This is a genomic window from Anabaena sphaerica FACHB-251 (genome assembly GCF_014696825.1).
Lineage (GTDB): Bacteria > Cyanobacteriota > Cyanobacteriia > Cyanobacteriales > Nostocaceae > RDYJ01.
On the sequence record NZ_JACJQU010000006.1, the window covers coordinates 97,219 to 115,138 of the forward strand.

Sequence of the window (17,920 nt, forward strand, 5' to 3'; positions counted from 1 at the left end):
TACAGAGGTTCACGGTTTTGATAAGCTACCCCATGTACGTAACTACCAATAGGACTGGGAAAATTGCCAGCATTATTGAAAAGCGCCGCCCGCTAATTGAGAAAATTGAAGTTGTAGAGGCGAATCTGCATTTACTATCGTCAAAACTACATCATTTGGAAAACTACCGTCATCATTTACTGACAGCAGTGAATGACCAAAATGTTTATGGACGTTTGCAAGAAATTGATTTAACAACAATTCAAAACAGCATTGCCGATGAACTCAATAAGTTGGCTAAACTGAAAATGCGGTTTTGCCGTGATACCCTCAACATTGGGGTAGTAGGACGCGCAAGACAAGGTAAGAGCAGATTATTACAAAGTTTAACAGGATTGACTGCCGCAGAAATTCCCGATGGGGACAGACAACACTGTACAGGGGTGCGGAGTACCATACATCATAACCCTAATGTTGATACTTACGGTGAAGTGTGGTTTCATTCTGAGCGATCTTTTCTTGATGAAGTTATCAGCCCTTATTATCAAAAACTGCATTTGGGTAATACTCCCATTACAATAGAAGAATTTGCTACAAATCCCCTGCCTAAGTTACCGCAAAACCTGCCCGGATACGCTGAACCGGGAGCAATGTATGAACATCTCACCAGGTATCACACACATTTAGATAAGTATCGTCACTTGCTACAAAATCTCTTACCCCGACGGATTTCTAGAGATGAAATTCGGGAATATGTAGCTCAAGATACCCCTGACGGTAAAAGGGTATTTTTTAACTATTTGGCAGTGCGAGAAGTGAAGATTGTTTGTAATTTCCCTAATGCTGATGTGGGACAAATTGCTTTAGTAGATATGCCTGGTTTGGGTGATACTGGTGTTGGTGATGAAGAAAGATTAATGAAGACTTTAGGACAAGATGTAGATGCTGTGCTATTTGTCAGGATGCCAAAGTCATCTGGTGATTATTGGGCAGATGTAGATGTGCGGCTTTATGATACATCTCGTGCAGCACTGGTTGATTTACCAATTAACCTATGGTCTTTTATGGTACTGAATCAAACTGCTGCTAATTCTAAAAATGGTGATAATTCTCATAATTGTCAAGATTTGGCGGAGACTCTGACAGATAAACACCTGCAAGTTGTTGATTGTTTAATTGCTAATTGTGCCGATAATTTAGCAGCAAATCAAGTTTTAGATCAAGTTCTTGATTATTTAGTTATCAATATTACGTCTTTAGATCAGCAATATGGATCATCTCGCCAGGAGCGATTAATTCAACTGCAAAATTCAGTTGAGGCTGAGTTAGAAAAAGCCAGAAATGCTTTAGGTCAATCTACTCCACAAGATAACTGGTTTCCTGTGTTTGAGCAGTTGTTTAATCAACTTTGGAATGATTTAACGAGTGGTTTAGAAAGATTGCTAAGACAGTTGAGACAGCAAAGAAACGCTGATGATATTGATTTTAAGCAACAGGTTGAGGCGGCTATTCAAGCTTGTCGCCATGATACTGGTATTCCTAGTTTAGAGCAGATTGAAAAAAGGCGCGATCGCATAGGTGGTTATCCTAACGCCTACTATCAATATCTCAATGAAATTCGCGCTCACTTATCGCAAAATTTCTTATTGCTGGATGAGGCTTTAAAGCGATCGCTCTCCCAACTTAAAGCCAATGTCGCTCAGGTATTGATAGAACAAGGACGTTTAGGAAAATTGACAAATGGGAAAAAAGATGAATTTTTTCCAGAAATTACTAATTTAATTCCTGAAAACCTCAGCAAACTCAAATTAGGATTTCATATACTCTCAGATTTTGATATTTCCTATCGCGGATTAATTCAGCACCGCATCCGCAAACATTTGGATGGACTCACACCAGATGATACCTCACTTCAACTTTCCAAATCTCCCTCAGCTAAAGAACTTTTAGCCAACTTAAAAGCACTACAAGCAGAAGCTATTTATGGTTGTGAAACGGCTTTAGAAGACTTGCTGTGTGAACCTAGTCAAGCTGCTTTTGCTATAGTTGAGGAATTTATTGATCGTGTACTTCGTGCCGAAGGTGCAAAAATAGAATGGCGCATCTTTTTAGAAGAAATGCGTGCAGAAATTTGGCAAGAAGAATTTGAGCAATTAGGAGAACGTACAAAACTGCGTCGAGAATGGTTAAACTCAATAGAGCAAGCAGCAACAGCTAACAAATCAGACTCTATCAAATTTTTGAACTAACAAACCAAGGTAACTCAGTTATATGCACGAATTGAAAATTACCATGCTAGGGCCTAGTGGTGTGGGTAAAACAAGCCTTTTAACTGCTATGTATGAGCAGTTTGAGAGCAATATAGGTAAAACTAATCTACAACTTACACCTGATTTAGATAGTTCAGCACTTCTGCAAGAACGTTTAGCAGAACTAAAAACTCTTCCTGACAGTTTTGAAACTAAAGGATGGATGCAGAATACAGAAGACTACAAATCTTTCTTTTTTGAACTTGGTAAAAAGGGTGCTAAACCTTCTTTAAAACTGCATTTTCAAGACTACCCTGGTGAATATCTCAATTCTAAAAGTCCTCGTGAAGAAAAAGAACGAGTTGAAAATTTTGTCAATCAATCTGCTGCGGTAATTATTGCTATTGACACTCCTGCTTTAATGGAAAAAAATGGGTATTGGCATGATTTAATTAATAAACCACAAATGATCACCAACATCTTTCAAAGAGCCTATAGAGATATTGATTCCCCCAGATTAGTGATATTTGCACCTGTGAGATGCGAAAAGTATTTGCAAAATGAACAAAGTATTTCTGAACTAATTAATCAGATAGAAATTGGATATGCTAAATTACTTGACGACTTAAAAACAGAATTACTGCTTGCTAAAGTAGCAGTGGTTGTTACACCTGTACAAACAGTTGGTAGTGTACTTTTTTCTCGAATTGAAATGAATGGTAATAATCCACTATTTATCTTTCGCAAAACTAGCCATGATGCTAAATATAATCCTAAAGATAGTGAACAACCGCTGAGATATCTTTTACGCTTCTTGCTAAAACTTCATCTGGAAAAGAAAAATTGGGGTTTCTTCAATGTTATCCGCGATTTATTTGGTGTAGACAATCATCTTAAAAATGCAGTGCGTGAATTTGCTAAGGGATGCAAAAATAATAACGGTTTTGCAGTGCTACAGGGTGATATTTGGCTAAATATTGATTAGGAGTTAAATATGAATATTTACATTCGCAGTCGGGGATTTTCTCAGGATCATGGCTATTCTTGGCTACCAGAAATGCCTAATATTATCAGAGATAATCAGGTTTATCAATTAATTCAAAGTGAAGTTTTTTCTCTGGTAATTGGGCGATATAGCAATAAATTATTGTTACTAATTACTGGAATTGAGGCAAGCGAAAGAGCAGACTTTCGTGATAGAAAAATCCGTAATTCTGTTGCTTGGATAGGTGACGACTCAGAAGATAATGAACAAAAAATTAGAGTTATTGCAGCGGCTGCTTTACGAGATGAACTAAGAGAAACCTTAAGATCAGAAATAGACCAAGCTGTGATCTTTGATGATGAGCAGGGATTTAAAGTTGAAGGAGATATTAGCAAATTATCTGTAGAGGAAGTTATCAATATACGTGATTTTCCGGGAAATATCAACTATAAAATAGGTAAAAACTGCAAAAAATTGAGAGATGAACTAGCTTATGAGTTGGAAGAAAAATCTTTACCCAAAGGACTTGGTTTCAATAACTTACCTTTGGTAATTGTTACAGGGATTCAAAATCAACAGACACTAACTAATTGTGGAGTTTGGCGGGGTTTATCAAATAGTATACAATCAGAGGTGTGGACAGAATATAAAAAAAGTCCCAACTCTTTGGAAACGCTGCCAGAAAAGGATCTGATAATTCCAACAAACAAGAATTTAAGATTATTCATTATATTTCTTGTTTTAAGTGCAATTTTTATCATTCTTCTGTTGTTCTTATTTCAGTCACAGCCTAAATGAATTCACATTTAGAGAACATACCAGCTTGACCACAATACTGATTTTGTTCATTCAAAATATTCCAGACAATACCATCTTCAATTTGAAAACGTTTACCTGTGCTGGTGATTCGCACACCAGAAAAATAGCTAAAGCCTTTAGTTGCTGCGTCCGCTAACAAGCGGTTTCTTTCTGGCTGTAGTACCGCTTCAGCTGTATTCCGTGAAGGTGTGCGGGTAAATTCCTCCCAAGACATTTCCCATTGTGCTAAAGCTTTGCGGTTCCCATAATTCAAAATTGGATTTACTTCTGTACCTTGAGATGCTAAAACAAAAGGTGCTGCAAACAGTGCTTGAGCTATTTCCAAAGGTGAACCACTGACATCCAACACAGAATATCCTAGCCAATACTGAAAACTGTTGAGGATGCGTTGGCTGTGAATGATTATAGCCTCTTGCTGCCAAGGAAATTCAATCATGCTAGTCATAATCAGGGTAAAGTATAATATTAAAAATTTATCAGATCGACAAAATTTAATATGCAAGTCAAATCTTCTATAGTTTAATACCGCATTCTACTTACCAGGGTTTATACTGGATTGATCTGGATATTTTCCCATATGGGGTTTTTAGGTGAAATTGAACTATGCTGCTAAGTGGACGTTACGAAATAATCGAAGTATTAGCAACTGGTGGTTTTGGCATTACCTATAAAGCCACAGATACCCAAAAACCCAGTCAACCTATATGTGTGGTGAAGGAACTCCTACCTCAACACCATAATACTTTCCGTGTGGATTTTTTTGATAAGGAAGCGAGAATTTTGGAAATCTTGGGTACACATTCCCAAATTCCTTGCTTATTCGCTTATTTTGAAGAAAAGCAAAAATTTTATATTGTGCAAGAATTTATTCAGGGACAGTGTTTAGACCAAGAAATTATTCCTGGTAAGCGACTAAGTGAAGGTTATGTCAGTAAATTATTGTACGATGTTTTAGAAGTTTTAGCTTTTGTTCACTGGCAACAGGTTATTCACCGTGATATCAAACCGCAAAACCTCATCCGCAGACAGCAAGATGGTAAAGTTTGTTTAATTGACTTCGGCATAGTCAAAGAAATAGCTTCCCAAGTAATAGACAGTCGTGGTAGTGTGCAGAGTTCACTTATGGCAGGGACTCTTGGTTATATGCCAGCAGAACAACTCAGGGGTAAAACAGTTTTTGCTAGTGATATTTATGCCTTGGGAATAACCGCTATTCAAGCTTTAACAGGGTTGCGTTCTCAAGACCTTGAAGAAGATCCACAAACAGCAGAGTTATTATGGGAAAAGGAAGCACAGGTCAGTGCTAATTTAGCTGCATTTTTAACAAAAATGGTGCGTCGTCATCATAGCTTACGTTATCAAAATGCTCAAGCAGCTTTAGAGGATTTCAAAAAACTAACTGCCTCTCTACCTACAGCCATTCTATCATCTCCCGTTACCGCCCTTCCTGCTAAAGATGTCTATTATCAAGAAGCAGCTACTCTAGCTTTAAAAGGTAACGGACAATTTTCTCCTGTAATGTTGAAAATATTGGAAACGAAAAGACTTGAATTAGGTTTATCTGAACAAGAAGCGCGGGAAATTAGGGAAGCAGTTTTACAACCCTACCGAAAGTATCAAGTTCGACAACAACAGGCAAAACAAATACCTCCAACTCAGCAATCAATTCACACAATAGCGCCGAAAAGCTATGTTAATAGAAAAATCTATAAAGCTGAATCTCAACAACTACCAGAAGTAGAAAATAAATCAGTTGCTAAACCACTAACTTCATCTATTGTTAAAACTCAATTATTTGAATTTGAAACAGCCCAATTGATTTTAAAGCATAGATTTTTTGGTTTAGGAACGACTTGGGAAATTCAACGCAGCAAGAAAACAGCAGAGTTATTTTTAGAAGACTTAGAAAATGGCATAGTTTTAGAATTAGTTGCTGTTCCTGGTGGTACTTTTTTGATGGGTTCACCCGAAAATGAAATAGAAAGTGCAGATAGAGGCAGTCCTCAACATCAAGTTACTATTAAACCTTTTTTACTAGGCAAATATCCTGTCACCCAAGCACAATGGCAAGCGGTTTCTAGTTTACCAAAGATTAAAACTGATTTGTACGCAAACCCATCTCATTTTAAAGGTGCTAACCGACCTGTGGAAAAGGTATCATGGCATGATGCACAGGAATTTTGTGCTAGATTATCACAGAAAACAGGTAAATTATATCGTTTACCAAGTGAATCTGAATGGGAATATGCTTGTCGTGCAGGAACAACTACACCTTTTTATTTTGGTGATACCATTAACACTGATTTAGTAAATTATAATGCTGAATATGTTTATGGTAATGGACAAAAAGGTATTTATCGCAAAGAAACAACAAATGTGGGAACTTTTCCTGCTAATGCTTTCGGTTTACACGATATGCACGGTAATGTCTGGGAATGGTGCGAAGATGGCTGGTATGATAATTACATAGGTGCGTCAACCGATGGAAGTGCGCGGTTGAGCAGCAGTGATAATCACCCTCGTCGTGTGTTGCGCGGTGGTTCTTGGTCTTATCGTCCAGTCTACTGCCGTTCTGCCTATCGCGTCAATTATCCAGCGATTAGTAGAGACTACAATCACGGCTTTCGTATTGCTTGTTCTGCTACATGGAGTTAATAATTTTTGTTTTGTAATTACTAAAAAAATTAAGGCGTTACACAATATTTATGTTTTTTACCAATTCTTTAGAAAATCAACTCCAACGCTGGAATGAAACTATTCGCAGTCAACCGAATAACCCTAATGCTTACATTCGTAGGGGAATGGTTTATTTTCAATTAGCTAAAATTGAGGAATCAATTCAAGATTTTGATACCGCAGAAAAGTTAGATTCTAGACTCACACCCTATCTATGGCAACGGGGTTTATCTTATTATTATGCAGCGCGATTTGCTGAGGGTGCTAAACAGTTTGAAATAGATTTAACTGTCAATGCACAAGATGTAGAAGAAACAGTTTGGAGATATCTTTGTACTGCTCGTTTATCTGGTGTAACAGAAGCGCGTAATTCTCTATTACCTGTGAAAAATGATCCTCGGAAAATCATGCGGTCTGTATATGATTTATTTGCGGGTAATTGTACAACTGATGATGTTTTGAATGTGGGTAAATTGGGAGGATTAAAAGGTAATTTTTACAATCATCTTTATTTAGGTTTGTATTTTGAATCTGAGGGTAATTTGGAGTTAGCTCAAGAGTATATTGTTAAAGCTGCTGATAATTACAAAATTGATGATTATATGTGGTATTTGGCGGTGGTTCATAAACAGGTGAGAGGATGGGTTTGATTTTTTTGAATTTTTAAAAACTGGCAAATATGCGTAAATATTCAGCTATAGCACTCGTTCATACCCAGATCCCCGACTTCACGAGATCAATTTATCATTTATGGACACAATAAATAAAAGAAGTCGGGGATCTTATCACCTTACCTGAATTCTTACAAATATGCTATTTATAAATAAAAACTTTCCAATGAGTTTCATTTTTGCCATTTTTCACGTCTTCTTCTGTAAACAATCTTCCTGAAGAGGTTGAGTATTGAATCGCACTAGAAAAGCGTGACAATAAAATAGCTAAACAATCAAAAATACTTGATTTACCCACACCATTAATACCAATAAATACTGTAGGTTCTATTTCATCAAAATCTATCGTTAAATCACCAATACCACGAAACGATTGTATTTTTAGCAGCTTAACTCTCATAATTTTTATGATGTCACCATTAAATTCTTAAAGTTTTATTATCCTGTAAACTCCCTCTTTCTCTGCGTCCTCTGCGCCTCTGCGGTTCGTATTCCTATAATCATCTACCCAACATTTTATCCCTGAGATGCTTAATGCGATCACGCAATTTTGCAGCTTCTTCAAATTCCATCTTTTTCGCTGCTTCCTTCATCTGTTTTTCTAACAGCGTTATTAACTCTGGAATATCTTCTAAAGATAATTCATCTAAATGTTCATCCACCACCTTTAAATCACCTGAATTTAACCGCCGCGAGACATCTAAAAATGATAAAATCGCATTACTTGATTTTTTGACAATCGGTTGTGGTGTAATTCCGTGCAGCTTATTATATGCTGTTTGAATTCCCCTTCTTCTATCAGTTTCATCAATAGCTTTAATCATGCTATCTGTTAACTTATCAGCATACATAATCGCCTTTCCGCGAATATGACGCGCAGCCCGGCCAATAGTTTGAATCAAAGAACGTTCAGCACGTAAGAAACCTTCTTTATCTGCATCCATAATTGCAACTAAAGAAACTTCCGGTAAATCCAAACCTTCCCGCAGTAAGTTTACACCCACTAAAACATCAAATTTACCAATTCTCAAATCTTGTAAAATCTCAATTCTCTGAATCGAATTAATTTCCGAATGCAAATATCTAACTTTAACTCCCTTATCTTCCAAATATTCCGTTAAATCTTCCGCCATGCGTTTGGTTAACGTGGTAATTAGGGTTCTTTCTTTCAGTTCAACTCTATCTTTAATTTCTCCTAATAAATCATCAACCTGTCCTTCTGTGGGACGAACAAAAATTTCTGGGTCTATTACTCCAGTTGGTCTAATTACTTGCTCAACTATATGATCTTCAGAAATTTCTATTTCCCAATTTCCCGGCGTAGCAGAAACGAAAATACATTGATTAGCCTTTTGCCAAAATTCTTCTACTTTCAAAGGACGATTATCAGCAGCACTGGGAAGGCGAAAACCATGATCAATTAAAACCTTTTTTCGTGCTTGATCACCGTTATACATCCCACGAATTTGGGGAACAGTAACATGAGATTCATCAATTACTAATAACCAATCTTTGGGAAAATAATCAATTAAACATTCTGGTGGTTCTCCCGCTTGTCTACCTGCTAAATGACGAGAATAATTTTCTACGCCGTTACAGTATCCTACCTCACGCAACATTTCCAAATCGTAGCGGGTGCGTTGATCTATGCGTTGGGCTTCGACTAATTTTCCTAATTCTTCTAATGTTAATTTTTGCTGTTTTAATTCTGCGGAAATATCTGCACAAGCGACTTCTAAACGTTCTTCTGGGGTGACAAAGTGACGCGCAGGATAAATATTTACTGCTTGCAAACTACTGATAATTTCTCCAGTTACCGGGTCAACATAACGTATTGCGTCAATTTCATCACCAAAAAATTCGACTCTAATAATTCTATCTTCGTAAGCAGGTCCAATTTCTAACACATCACCGCGAACGCGAAATTTTCCCCGACCCATTTCTACATCGTTGCGGCTATACTGCACAGATGTCAAATCTCGTAAAATCTGCCTTTGGTTAACTTCCATACCTATCTGTAGTGGAATTGCGGCTTTGAGGTATTCAGCCGGCATTCCTAAACCGTAAATGCAGCTAATGGAAGCAACAACAATGACATCACGACGTTCAAACAGAGAACGAGTGGCGGAATGTCGCAACATATCTATTTCATCATTAATCGCCGCTGTTTTTTCTATATATGTGTCTGTAACGGGAATATACGCTTCCGGTTGGTAATAGTCGTAATAACTGACAAAATACTCAACGGCGTTGTGAGGAAAAAATTCCCGCAACTCGTTACACAACTGAGCCGCTAGGGTTTTGTTGTGCGCTAAGACTAAGGTAGGTTTACCAACTTTTTCAATCACTGCGGCGATAGAAAACGTCTTACCGGTTCCCGTCGCACCCAGTAAAGTTTGGTAACGATTACCTGCTTGAATGCTGGCTACAAGTTGGGCGATCGCCTGTGGTTGATCACCAGTGGGAGTAAAAGGAGCCTGAAGACTAAATTCCGTCATAACCGTTTCGCTGAACGAACATACCCTTTCCTATAGTAGCGATAGTGGCGATGCAATTGCCTAACCGTGTCATCAGATATTGTTTACAAAAGTTCACTCTTTAAATTTACTTATCTATCCGTTTTGAAGAAACTTATATCTGTACGTGGTTTTTTAAGGTTACACTTTACATATATTAGGAAAAAATAAACCTTTCCTTAATTATTGTAAAATTCACGTAACAAGTTCGAGGTGTTAGTTTACAAAGCACCTCAGATGCAAAGGAGATAAAAAAGTGGAAGAAAATCAAGGTAATACAGAACAGGGTTCTCAGGGGACAATTATAGTTGCTGGAGAGCGTCCTATTGGTAGCACTGACTTAGAATTTGCAGGAACAGTATCAATCGCAGGGTTACGTCCCATTAGTACAAGTAGTATACAAGTCATTGAGACTTTCAATGCAATGGGAATTCGTCCGATTAGTGCTAACACTTTCCAAGTTGTGAATAGTATTAACCTATCTGGTATTCGTCCCATCGGTTCTAGTGCATTAGTAGTTTCTGAAAACTATTCAATATTTGGTAATCGTCCAATAGCATCAAATACTGTTGACGATTCTGATAGTTTGATGGGTTTTCTAGACTAATCGCAAATATTATTACCCTATTTTTAGTAACCCGGTTTTATCAATAAACTGGGTTTTTTTATTAGTTATAAGTAGTTGTGCAAAATAAATTATTTAGTGAAGACAGAGAACACAAATAAGAAAAAATTCTTACTTCTTTCTTCTGATAGCAGAACGTGGCATAAGTTATTTATTTCTTTTTGCATAGACATCTAATATAGAGTGTCTACCTTGTGGTGGAAGTAGTAAGCCCTTGTTCAAGCTACTATTAAATAGTAATAAATCACCAGAGGAAAAACAAATGAGCTTAGAAGAACGGGCCAAAGCCACAGCTAAAAATGTTGAAGGCAAAGCACAAGAAGCTTTAGGCAATATTACTGGCGATCCTCAAGATAAAACCGAAGGTAAAGCAAAGCAAGCAGAAAGTGAAGTACGTCACGCTGTTGAAGATGTAAAAGATAATGTGAAAAAAAAGCTTGACTAAAAGATTGACTCAATAATATACAGTTCGTAGTGAGCGATTTATCGTTCTCTTCTAAGGTTTTTCAGGGCTTTAGCCCTGACTACGAACTTTCGTTTTATTATTAAGTCTGTCCACTAAAAATCTGATTTTGTGGTTTAAATTTTAAATTGTCTGAGGAGAAAAACTATGATTCTAATTCAGCAGAGTCGTAAAATATTGGCGACTTGTGTTTTGATGCTAATTCTGACCTTAACCACGGCTTGCGGTGGAGGAACAGTTACACAAGTTGACCGCACAACTGCCCCATCAGCAGTGGGAAGAGATGTTACTTATGCAGAATTAGAACGTGGTAATACTCCAGCAGGGCAAAATTTTGGTAACTGGGTTGTACAAACTTCTAAAGGATTAGTTACAGATGCTTTTGTTAAAGACAATAACAAACTAGGGGTGGTTATTTCTCCTCAAGTTAGTCCTAATCAAGTGCGACCTTTAGCTAGTTCTTTGGTACAGGGTTTTAGAAAGAATTTTCCTAATCAAGATGTGAAAATCTTGGTATATGGTCCAGATAAAAAACTAATTTTGACTGCTGATTATCTTGCTCAAACGAATCAAATCAAGTATAGCTAGGAAAATCGGCAATAAACATTAAGACTCAATCATTAAAAAAGGAGATCATTAGAGTGAGAAGTAGTGAAGAATATAGACGCAACATTTTGCAAGATTTGGCTCAGGGAAATGTCGAATCTTTAGATAATGTGAGTACCGATTCTACCGAAGAATATCAAACTTTTGATGATTTCGCTCAACGAACCACAACGGATCAAAGACGGCATTTATTTAATCAATCTTTGCATCCAGAACGTATTCCTCCTAGTCAGATGGAGCCAGAATTACAAAAGGCAATCGCACAAATCAAACCCAATGAACGGGATGATGTAGCAAGGGCTTTTTTCAAACAATTAAAAGGACGAGGACTAGATGAAAAACATCTAGAACAACAGTTAAATCTTTCCACTCACAACTCTAACCGCATGACTGCTGATGATGTGAGTAAACTTGCATCTTTTACCTATCATAATCATCCTGATGTTTTCCGTGAGGTGTTAGCGGAACAACCAGGGATTATCAAGTTTCTTAGTAATCCTGTGGTCGCCGGAATTATTGGTATTGCAGCGGCTAAATGGTTGGGTGGTCGCAAGTAAAAATGTAGGGTGAGCATCAATACTCGTCGGGTTTTGCGGGGAAGGGGAAAAGGGAGAAGAAAAAACCTTTACCCTTTACCCTTTTCACTATTCTAAAACCTACGTCCCGAAGGGATACAGAATGACAATTGGCGATGTTTTTGCCAAATTGAGATGCTCCCGCATTTATTGCCCAATTGTTGATTGATTTCATTTACAAAAATATTATTAGTCCGTTTATATATTCTCATTACACAAAATATTTATCACTGTAGAAAGCGATCGCGTCCGGCTAACTTTGCTTGATACATAACTAAATCTGCCGCCGCAATGATTTCTTCACAACTAGAATCAGGTTCAGGAATTAATGTAGATAACCCAACACTCAGGGTAACATAAGAATTAACTTGTGAATTTTCATGGGGAATAGCCAAAGACCGAACAGCAAAGCAAATTTTCTCAGCCAGGTAAGTAGCTCCTTCTCGGTTGGTATGAGGCAAAATCACAGCAAATTCATCCCCACCATAACGGGCCACTAAATCCCCTGGACGCTGAACAACATTTTTGATGGCTTGAGCAATATCATAAAGACAGCGATCGCCTAAAATATGACCATAAGTATCGTTGTAGGACTTAAAAAAATCAACATCACAGAGAATGAAAGAAATAGGCTGTTGATCTCGTATTTGGCACTGCCATTCAAGGGATAGATACTCATCAAAACGTCGGCGATTAGCCACTTGAGTTAAGGCATCAACATTAACTAATTGTTGCAATTGTTGATTATCAATAAGGAGTTTTTGCTGTAGCTGAGATTGCTCAATCGACCGTTTTACCCGTTGTCTTAAAATTGGCCAATGAATGGGTTTGATCAAATAGTCTTCCGCACCTACTTGAAAGGCATAGTCAATTGATTGCTTATCCTCAAGAACTGTAATCATAAAAACTGGAGTGTACTTGTTAGAGTCAACAGACAATAACTTATGGCAGCACTCAAACCCATCCATCTGTGGCATTAGGGCATCCATAATTACAAGATCAGGGCGCGTTTGACGAAAAACATTTATTGCTTCTGCGCCATTTTTGGCTTCTGCTACTTGATACCCTTCCTGCTCTAGTGCAAGTCGCAATTCTTGACGGTTAAATGCTTCATCATCAACAATGAGAACTAAAGATTTGTTTCTTTCAAGAATAGCTTGCATTAGGGTAATTGCCAAATTACAGTGAACTACCGTGAATAGCTAATAACCATATATTTTTATGTATTTCAGGACTTACGCAAAACAGAAAGGAAGTAGGGGTAATTCATGTAGCTTGCTTGCCCGTTGCGGTATTACCCCTACGCAAGAATCAGGTTTTGAGTTCAATCTTGCGTAAGTCCTATATTTAATGAAACAGCCATTTTTATTACTGAGATATCTTTTATTTATATCTGATGACTACATTTCTGTTTGAGTCCGCAATCTGATAAATTATGTTCGCCAGTCCAGAATAACTTAGTAATCATTAAAATCAATTTGTCAAGGTCAACTGGTTTAAGTAAATATCTTTCAAGCTCTATCGCTGGAATCTCACTAATGATACCTGTGCTGGCGGTTGAAGTGACAATAACTGGAATATAATTCCTATTGTCTCCTTCCATAACACTTAATTTATTGAACAATTTGTAAACACTTTCACCTAAGAACCTAATTTCACAAATGATGATGTGGGGAACAAACCAATGCAGGATTTCTAAAGCTTCCTTGATAGAGCTAGATGTCTTTACAGTTGCACCAAAATTCGTTAAAAAAATGCTATATAGCACTCCACTATCAACATCGTTGTCTACAACGAGTATTTGTAAATCTTTGAGTATCCCAACTTTGGCAGGAGAGGCAACGCTTAAATTCATAACAAAACCTAAAATAAGGATTTCAAGTGCAAAGCGGGCTTGAAAAAATCGTAACTACAAGGCTGCTAAATAGGGTTTCCTGATAGCGTAGCGTGGCGTAAGCCATAAAAGTCTTGTCGTGGAGACAGGGAACTCTTAACAGGGAACAGTGTCAAGAGTTGGATGGGAGCAATTTTTACTGGGAATCAAACTGAAATGCAAGGTTTTCAAGTTCCCACGCCATAAAATCTTGCACTTTTGGAAAGTCAAAATGCCTCAAACGTTTTACCTGTAAAGTTTTCCAATTTATTCAGCAAGCCCTAAATAACCAGTTAGTCGAATCAAAACCGGAGAGAATTATCTGCAAGGTTCAAATAAAACTTTCTGCTCCTGTAGTATGATTTCGTGTTGTTTGATTTTGTGAATGAATTGATTAATTACAACATAAAACTTATTCAAGATTATTTTGAAAATACAGTTATTGCCATTCTCTGTCTTCCAGTTCCTTTTGAGGCAACAATAAGGTAGCTTCAATTTCCTGCCTGATAGCAGGCGTTACTTCACAATTGCTATGCAGACAATCAAGTAATAATTGATTGGCATCATAGTAGCGTTGTAGCATTTGCTCTTGTTCAGGACTAAACTGCCACTGATGATTAATATTGCGGTAGTTCGTCACCGTCATCCTCAACTGTTCAGCCCAGGTAGAATAGCTTGTTTCAAACCATAACCGAAACCGTTCTTGATTTTGACTATAATTGGGCAATTCTTGTGAGAGTTGTTGCAAGGATTTATAGAGTCCAAGATCCAGAACAATCCCCAGAATATTCGAGAGAGCATCTGCACAAACGTGAAAGTGGGCAAAGTCTTGGCTCTCAGCAATTGCAGACTCCACCAGCAGATTATCTAAAGCCGCATCGAGAAACATCCCCTGGTCAAGACTAGTGGCTAAAGAAAAGTGAGGAGCTATGCGCGGATTCCGACTTAAAGCCAGGTAAAATGCCCGAACGGCTGCATCTTTTGGTTGGGTGGTAATAGAGCTAGATTTTTGGCTAGCCCAGGTCAAAAACTCTTGTAAATAAGGATCTTTGGCAACCAGAGCATCAATTTTTTGCTTCATTAACTGCACTAGGGAGTCTGCACTCCGGAGCATACTAACTGTCAACAAGAAGATTTCGCGCCAGTGTGGTGGCTACCAAATGATTTTTGTGATATTTTTCTGAAAATCTGCGAATTTCGCTTAAGACACTAATGCTTTGTTGGTTAAGAACTTCATCCATGCCATCAAGCAGGAGTAAGACTCTACCTTCCCTCAGCAATGTTTCTATAACGGAGGGATCGGAAATTCCAGATGTGAGAAACTCCTGACGGATATAATTTAATAGGCTGAATTCGTTGGTGACTTTAGATTCTTCAGCAAAATTTCTCAGTGTGATGAAGATTGGCACTTGATTCGCTGCAAATGCACCTTGGTTACACTGAATAGCGAGATGTTGCAAAAAGGTGGTTTTACCTACTCCTGGTTTTCCTAATACTCTGAGCTTGGAGTATGTTTCAACTGCCTGCATACCAGATATCTGTCTCTGGTTACTCTCACCTAAGCCAAAACGGTCAAATTCCTTTGGATCAAGGTTTTGCAGTTCAGTGATGTCTAAATACTGTTGACTGGCAATTTCCTCCAAAATATTCAGATCTATATATATGTCATTGATGGCAACAGGACGACTGATGTCCAATAATTGCAAGATGCCGCACTGGTCTTGAATTTTGTCAAAACGTTGCGATCGCACTTGTTGCACTAATTTATCAATATCCGGGACAGAGGGCTGGGTAAATTCTTCTCGGTCAATAAATTCTGCTGGGGGTTCAACAGTAATCTCTTGCCAATCTAGTTCCAATACAGAACAAATTTCCATAAAGGTATGACGTTCAACAGGTTTTCCACTAAAAAATCGCCAAATGGGTTGTCGAGTTTTTAAGTTGACTTCAAAAGCTAGATTTTCTTGAGTCCAACCCTTGCGGGCAAACGCTTTTTTAGCCTGTTGAATCCCAATGGATGATGCCTGGAGCGATCGCTTAACCATAGGAAAAAAACCTGACCTTCAAATTTTTCAATCTAATTTTTAATAAAAATTTTCACTATTGCAGTTTTTTCTGTGCTATCACCATCCTACCCTATGAATCTTATACAAAATTCAATAATATCTCCTCAATTATTTAAAGTTTTGTGACAAAATCAAACACTATGCACTCATATTATACATATCAAGCTTTGGTAAGACTTGAACTCAAACATTGATATGTAATTATTAAAAAAAACAACTACAAGCCTAATTATGAATACTTACTTAATCAGAAATTATAGTTGTATTAATAGATGTCAACTACATATATCTTCTGCATTCATTACAAAACATTTGATACAAAAATTGGCGAATTTTCCACCAACAAACTTGTGCTTATTGATTCCAATTTTTATAAAAAAAATGAGTTTATTGTCAAGGCACAAAATATATCACATTATTCAAAATAATAAATTAGTTTATAGTTCAAGGGGTTCTGGGAGAATAAACTAACCAGAAAAATTTCTGATTGAATAAAAATTGAAAATTCAGTAGTCAGAATCAATTAGCGGGTGATCTTGATCCAGATTCTCCACTAATTTAAATCCGCCAAATCTATCTTTATATAGGACTTACGCAAGATTGAACTCAAAACCTGATTCTTGCGTAGGGGTAATACCGCAACGGGCAAGCAAGCTACATGAATTACCCCTATTTCCGCTCTGTTTTGCGTAAGTCCTGTTTTAGCGAAATATCTACAATACTGGCTTCAAAAACTAAATATTTTGACTTTTGCTTCTTCGTGAAAAATCGTGAGGACATCAGGCTGACATTGCTTGACCAGCGCAACAATACCTCTAGCTTCTTCGGAATACAAGTCTTCAACATAGCCAGTTCTATAAAGTTGTGCCTCTTTTTCACTATCAAAAGGACCAAAATAATAAGTACAGTGCGGAACAGCAGTGTTAATTTCTACCCACCAAGCTACCCCTGACTCTTGAGATGGAAATAAATTCATGAGAGATCCCTGTGATTAATTAAACTGGATTAAAGATAGTATTTGCTTCAGAAAAAATATTCTCATTTTTCTTAGTGTCGGTTTCTAAACGGGCATTTCCTGATAGCAAGAGCTACAACGCCAGTAAACTCCTCTTGAACAAACATGACGCAGTAAAGTATCGGAACAGCAAAGACAAGTATATTTATCCTCCATAAATTGATGGATTTGTATAGATAGATAATCGTGGCTATCACCAGTAACAAAATTAGTCGGCATCGCTAATAAATGTTTCATTTTTAACGCCTTAATTGTTAAATAGATTTAGCTAGAACCGAAAAAAGGTATTGATTTGACTGCAAACTCTCAGATTACTGAGAGATTGGATAACTCAATTATAAACTGGTCATCATTTACTACTTATTAGTATGACGTTTTAGTGTTAGAAATGATGTTTAAGAAGCTGTTAATTAGCGTATAAGTTGTATAATATCTTCTCAAAATCTTGAAATAGTTACAATAATTTACAAGGGTAGTGTTTGCATAAATAATTTTTTCAAGCACTTGAAGGAACGAGGACTGGATGAGAATAGGTTGGCTTAAACAAAAAGAAGCCCCACATCTCACTTTTAGGAGTGTGGGATGAATTTTTGGGCGATAACGAATTGACCGCAACTGTGATTTTGTGGAAATGGCTTTTTACAAAGACCCGGATGTAGAACGCATTTTTGGAGGACAAGGAAGCGTTCTTTGGGAAAAAGTTTTGGTTTAGGGGTGAAATGAGGATTGATTCCGAAAGTTACGATAAGGACTTCTTGATGACCCGCTTTCAACAAACTCAGGTTGAATAGACCTCTCCGGA

General features: G+C 37.4%; 18 protein-coding genes. 9 read left to right on the plus strand and 9 right to left on the minus strand.

Translation table 11 applies throughout. The features are described 5' to 3' along the window. Positions 1-32 precede the first annotated feature (32 nt). From H6G06_RS12740 to H6G06_RS12750, 3 genes are read left to right on the plus strand one after another with little or no spacing between them, the layout of a single operon-like run. A complete protein-coding gene (locus tag H6G06_RS12740) occupies positions 33-2,228 on the plus strand; it encodes a GTPase family protein (RefSeq protein ID WP_190560607.1) in 2,196 nt (731 codons plus the stop codon). A gap of 22 nt (positions 2,229-2,250) precedes the next feature. Then, the gene (locus H6G06_RS12745) at positions 2,251-3,213 is read left to right on the plus strand and encodes a TRAFAC clade GTPase domain-containing protein (protein WP_190560609.1); all 963 of its coding nucleotides are present in this window, start codon (positions 2,251-2,253) and stop codon (positions 3,211-3,213) included. A 9-nt stretch (positions 3,214-3,222) separates the two neighbouring features. Beyond that, positions 3,223-4,011: a hypothetical protein gene (locus tag H6G06_RS12750; protein ID WP_190560611.1), complete on the plus strand. Its 789-nt coding sequence runs from the start codon at positions 3,223-3,225 to the stop codon at positions 4,009-4,011. Here the strand turns inward: H6G06_RS12750 and H6G06_RS12755 are convergent. Further along, positions 4,004-4,477, minus strand: coding sequence for an MEKHLA domain-containing protein (locus tag H6G06_RS12755; protein WP_190560613.1), 474 nt, complete (start codon positions 4,475-4,477; stop codon positions 4,004-4,006). The two genes, H6G06_RS12750 and H6G06_RS12755, sit on opposite strands and share 8 nt — an antisense overlap. 158 nt (positions 4,478-4,635) lie before the next feature. Between H6G06_RS12755 and H6G06_RS12760 the strand changes: the two genes are divergently transcribed. After that, complete coding sequence (locus H6G06_RS12760; RefSeq protein WP_190560621.1) at positions 4,636-6,687, plus strand: bifunctional serine/threonine-protein kinase/formylglycine-generating enzyme family protein; 2,052 nt, start codon at positions 4,636-4,638, stop codon at positions 6,685-6,687. A 50-nt stretch (positions 6,688-6,737) separates the two neighbouring features. Continuing rightward, positions 6,738-7,358: a tetratricopeptide repeat protein gene (locus H6G06_RS12765; RefSeq protein ID WP_190560624.1), complete on the plus strand. Its 621-nt coding sequence runs from the start codon at positions 6,738-6,740 to the stop codon at positions 7,356-7,358. A gap of 163 nt (positions 7,359-7,521) precedes the next feature. Here the strand turns inward: H6G06_RS12765 and H6G06_RS12770 are convergent, their stop codons facing one another. After that, complete coding sequence (locus H6G06_RS12770) at positions 7,522-7,779, minus strand: AAA family ATPase (protein ID WP_190560626.1); 258 nt, start codon at positions 7,777-7,779, stop codon at positions 7,522-7,524. 100 nt (positions 7,780-7,879) lie between these two features. Next, on the minus strand, positions 7,880-9,877 hold the full coding sequence (uvrB, locus tag H6G06_RS12775) for an excinuclease ABC subunit UvrB (protein WP_190560627.1): 1,998 nt from the start codon (positions 9,875-9,877) through the stop codon (positions 7,880-7,882). Between the two features lie 274 nt (positions 9,878-10,151). Here uvrB and H6G06_RS12780 point away from each other — a divergent pair, with 274 nt between their 5' ends. From H6G06_RS12780 to H6G06_RS12795, 4 genes are all read left to right on the plus strand, one after another. Then, positions 10,152-10,502: a hypothetical protein gene (locus H6G06_RS12780; RefSeq protein ID WP_190560629.1), complete on the plus strand. Its 351-nt coding sequence runs from the start codon at positions 10,152-10,154 to the stop codon at positions 10,500-10,502. A 280-nt stretch (positions 10,503-10,782) separates the two neighbouring features. Further along, positions 10,783-10,965, plus strand: coding sequence for a CsbD family protein (locus tag H6G06_RS12785; protein WP_190560942.1), 183 nt, complete (start codon positions 10,783-10,785; stop codon positions 10,963-10,965). 165 nt (positions 10,966-11,130) lie between these two features. After that, a complete protein-coding gene (locus H6G06_RS12790) occupies positions 11,131-11,571 on the plus strand; it encodes a hypothetical protein (RefSeq protein WP_190560631.1) in 441 nt (146 codons plus the stop codon). Between the two features lie 53 nt (positions 11,572-11,624). Beyond that, positions 11,625-12,146: a hypothetical protein gene (locus tag H6G06_RS12795; RefSeq protein WP_190560633.1), complete on the plus strand. Its 522-nt coding sequence runs from the start codon at positions 11,625-11,627 to the stop codon at positions 12,144-12,146. A gap of 245 nt (positions 12,147-12,391) precedes the next feature. Here H6G06_RS12795 and H6G06_RS12800 read toward each other — a convergent pair whose 3' ends face one another. From H6G06_RS12800 to H6G06_RS12820, 6 genes are all read right to left on the minus strand, one after another. After that, positions 12,392-13,327 (minus strand): response regulator, encoded by a 936-nt coding sequence (locus H6G06_RS12800; RefSeq protein WP_190560635.1) that lies wholly within the window; start codon positions 13,325-13,327, stop codon positions 12,392-12,394. 224 nt (positions 13,328-13,551) lie between these two features. Beyond that, on the minus strand, positions 13,552-14,019 hold the full coding sequence (locus H6G06_RS12805) for a response regulator (RefSeq protein ID WP_190560637.1): 468 nt from the start codon (positions 14,017-14,019) through the stop codon (positions 13,552-13,554). 457 nt (positions 14,020-14,476) lie between these two features. Then, positions 14,477-15,118: an NACHT C-terminal helical domain 2-containing protein gene (locus H6G06_RS27405; protein ID WP_242039682.1), complete on the minus strand. Its 642-nt coding sequence runs from the start codon at positions 15,116-15,118 to the stop codon at positions 14,477-14,479. A 34-nt stretch (positions 15,119-15,152) separates the two neighbouring features. Continuing rightward, a complete protein-coding gene (locus H6G06_RS27410; RefSeq protein ID WP_242039683.1) occupies positions 15,153-16,082 on the minus strand; it encodes an NACHT domain-containing protein in 930 nt (309 codons plus the stop codon). A gap of 748 nt (positions 16,083-16,830) precedes the next feature. Further along, positions 16,831-17,079, minus strand: coding sequence for a DUF1816 domain-containing protein (locus tag H6G06_RS12815; protein ID WP_190560639.1), 249 nt, complete (start codon positions 17,077-17,079; stop codon positions 16,831-16,833). A gap of 84 nt (positions 17,080-17,163) precedes the next feature. After that, on the minus strand, positions 17,164-17,355 hold the full coding sequence (locus tag H6G06_RS12820) for a hypothetical protein (protein WP_199306682.1): 192 nt from the start codon (positions 17,353-17,355) through the stop codon (positions 17,164-17,166). Positions 17,356-17,920 lie beyond the last annotated feature (565 nt).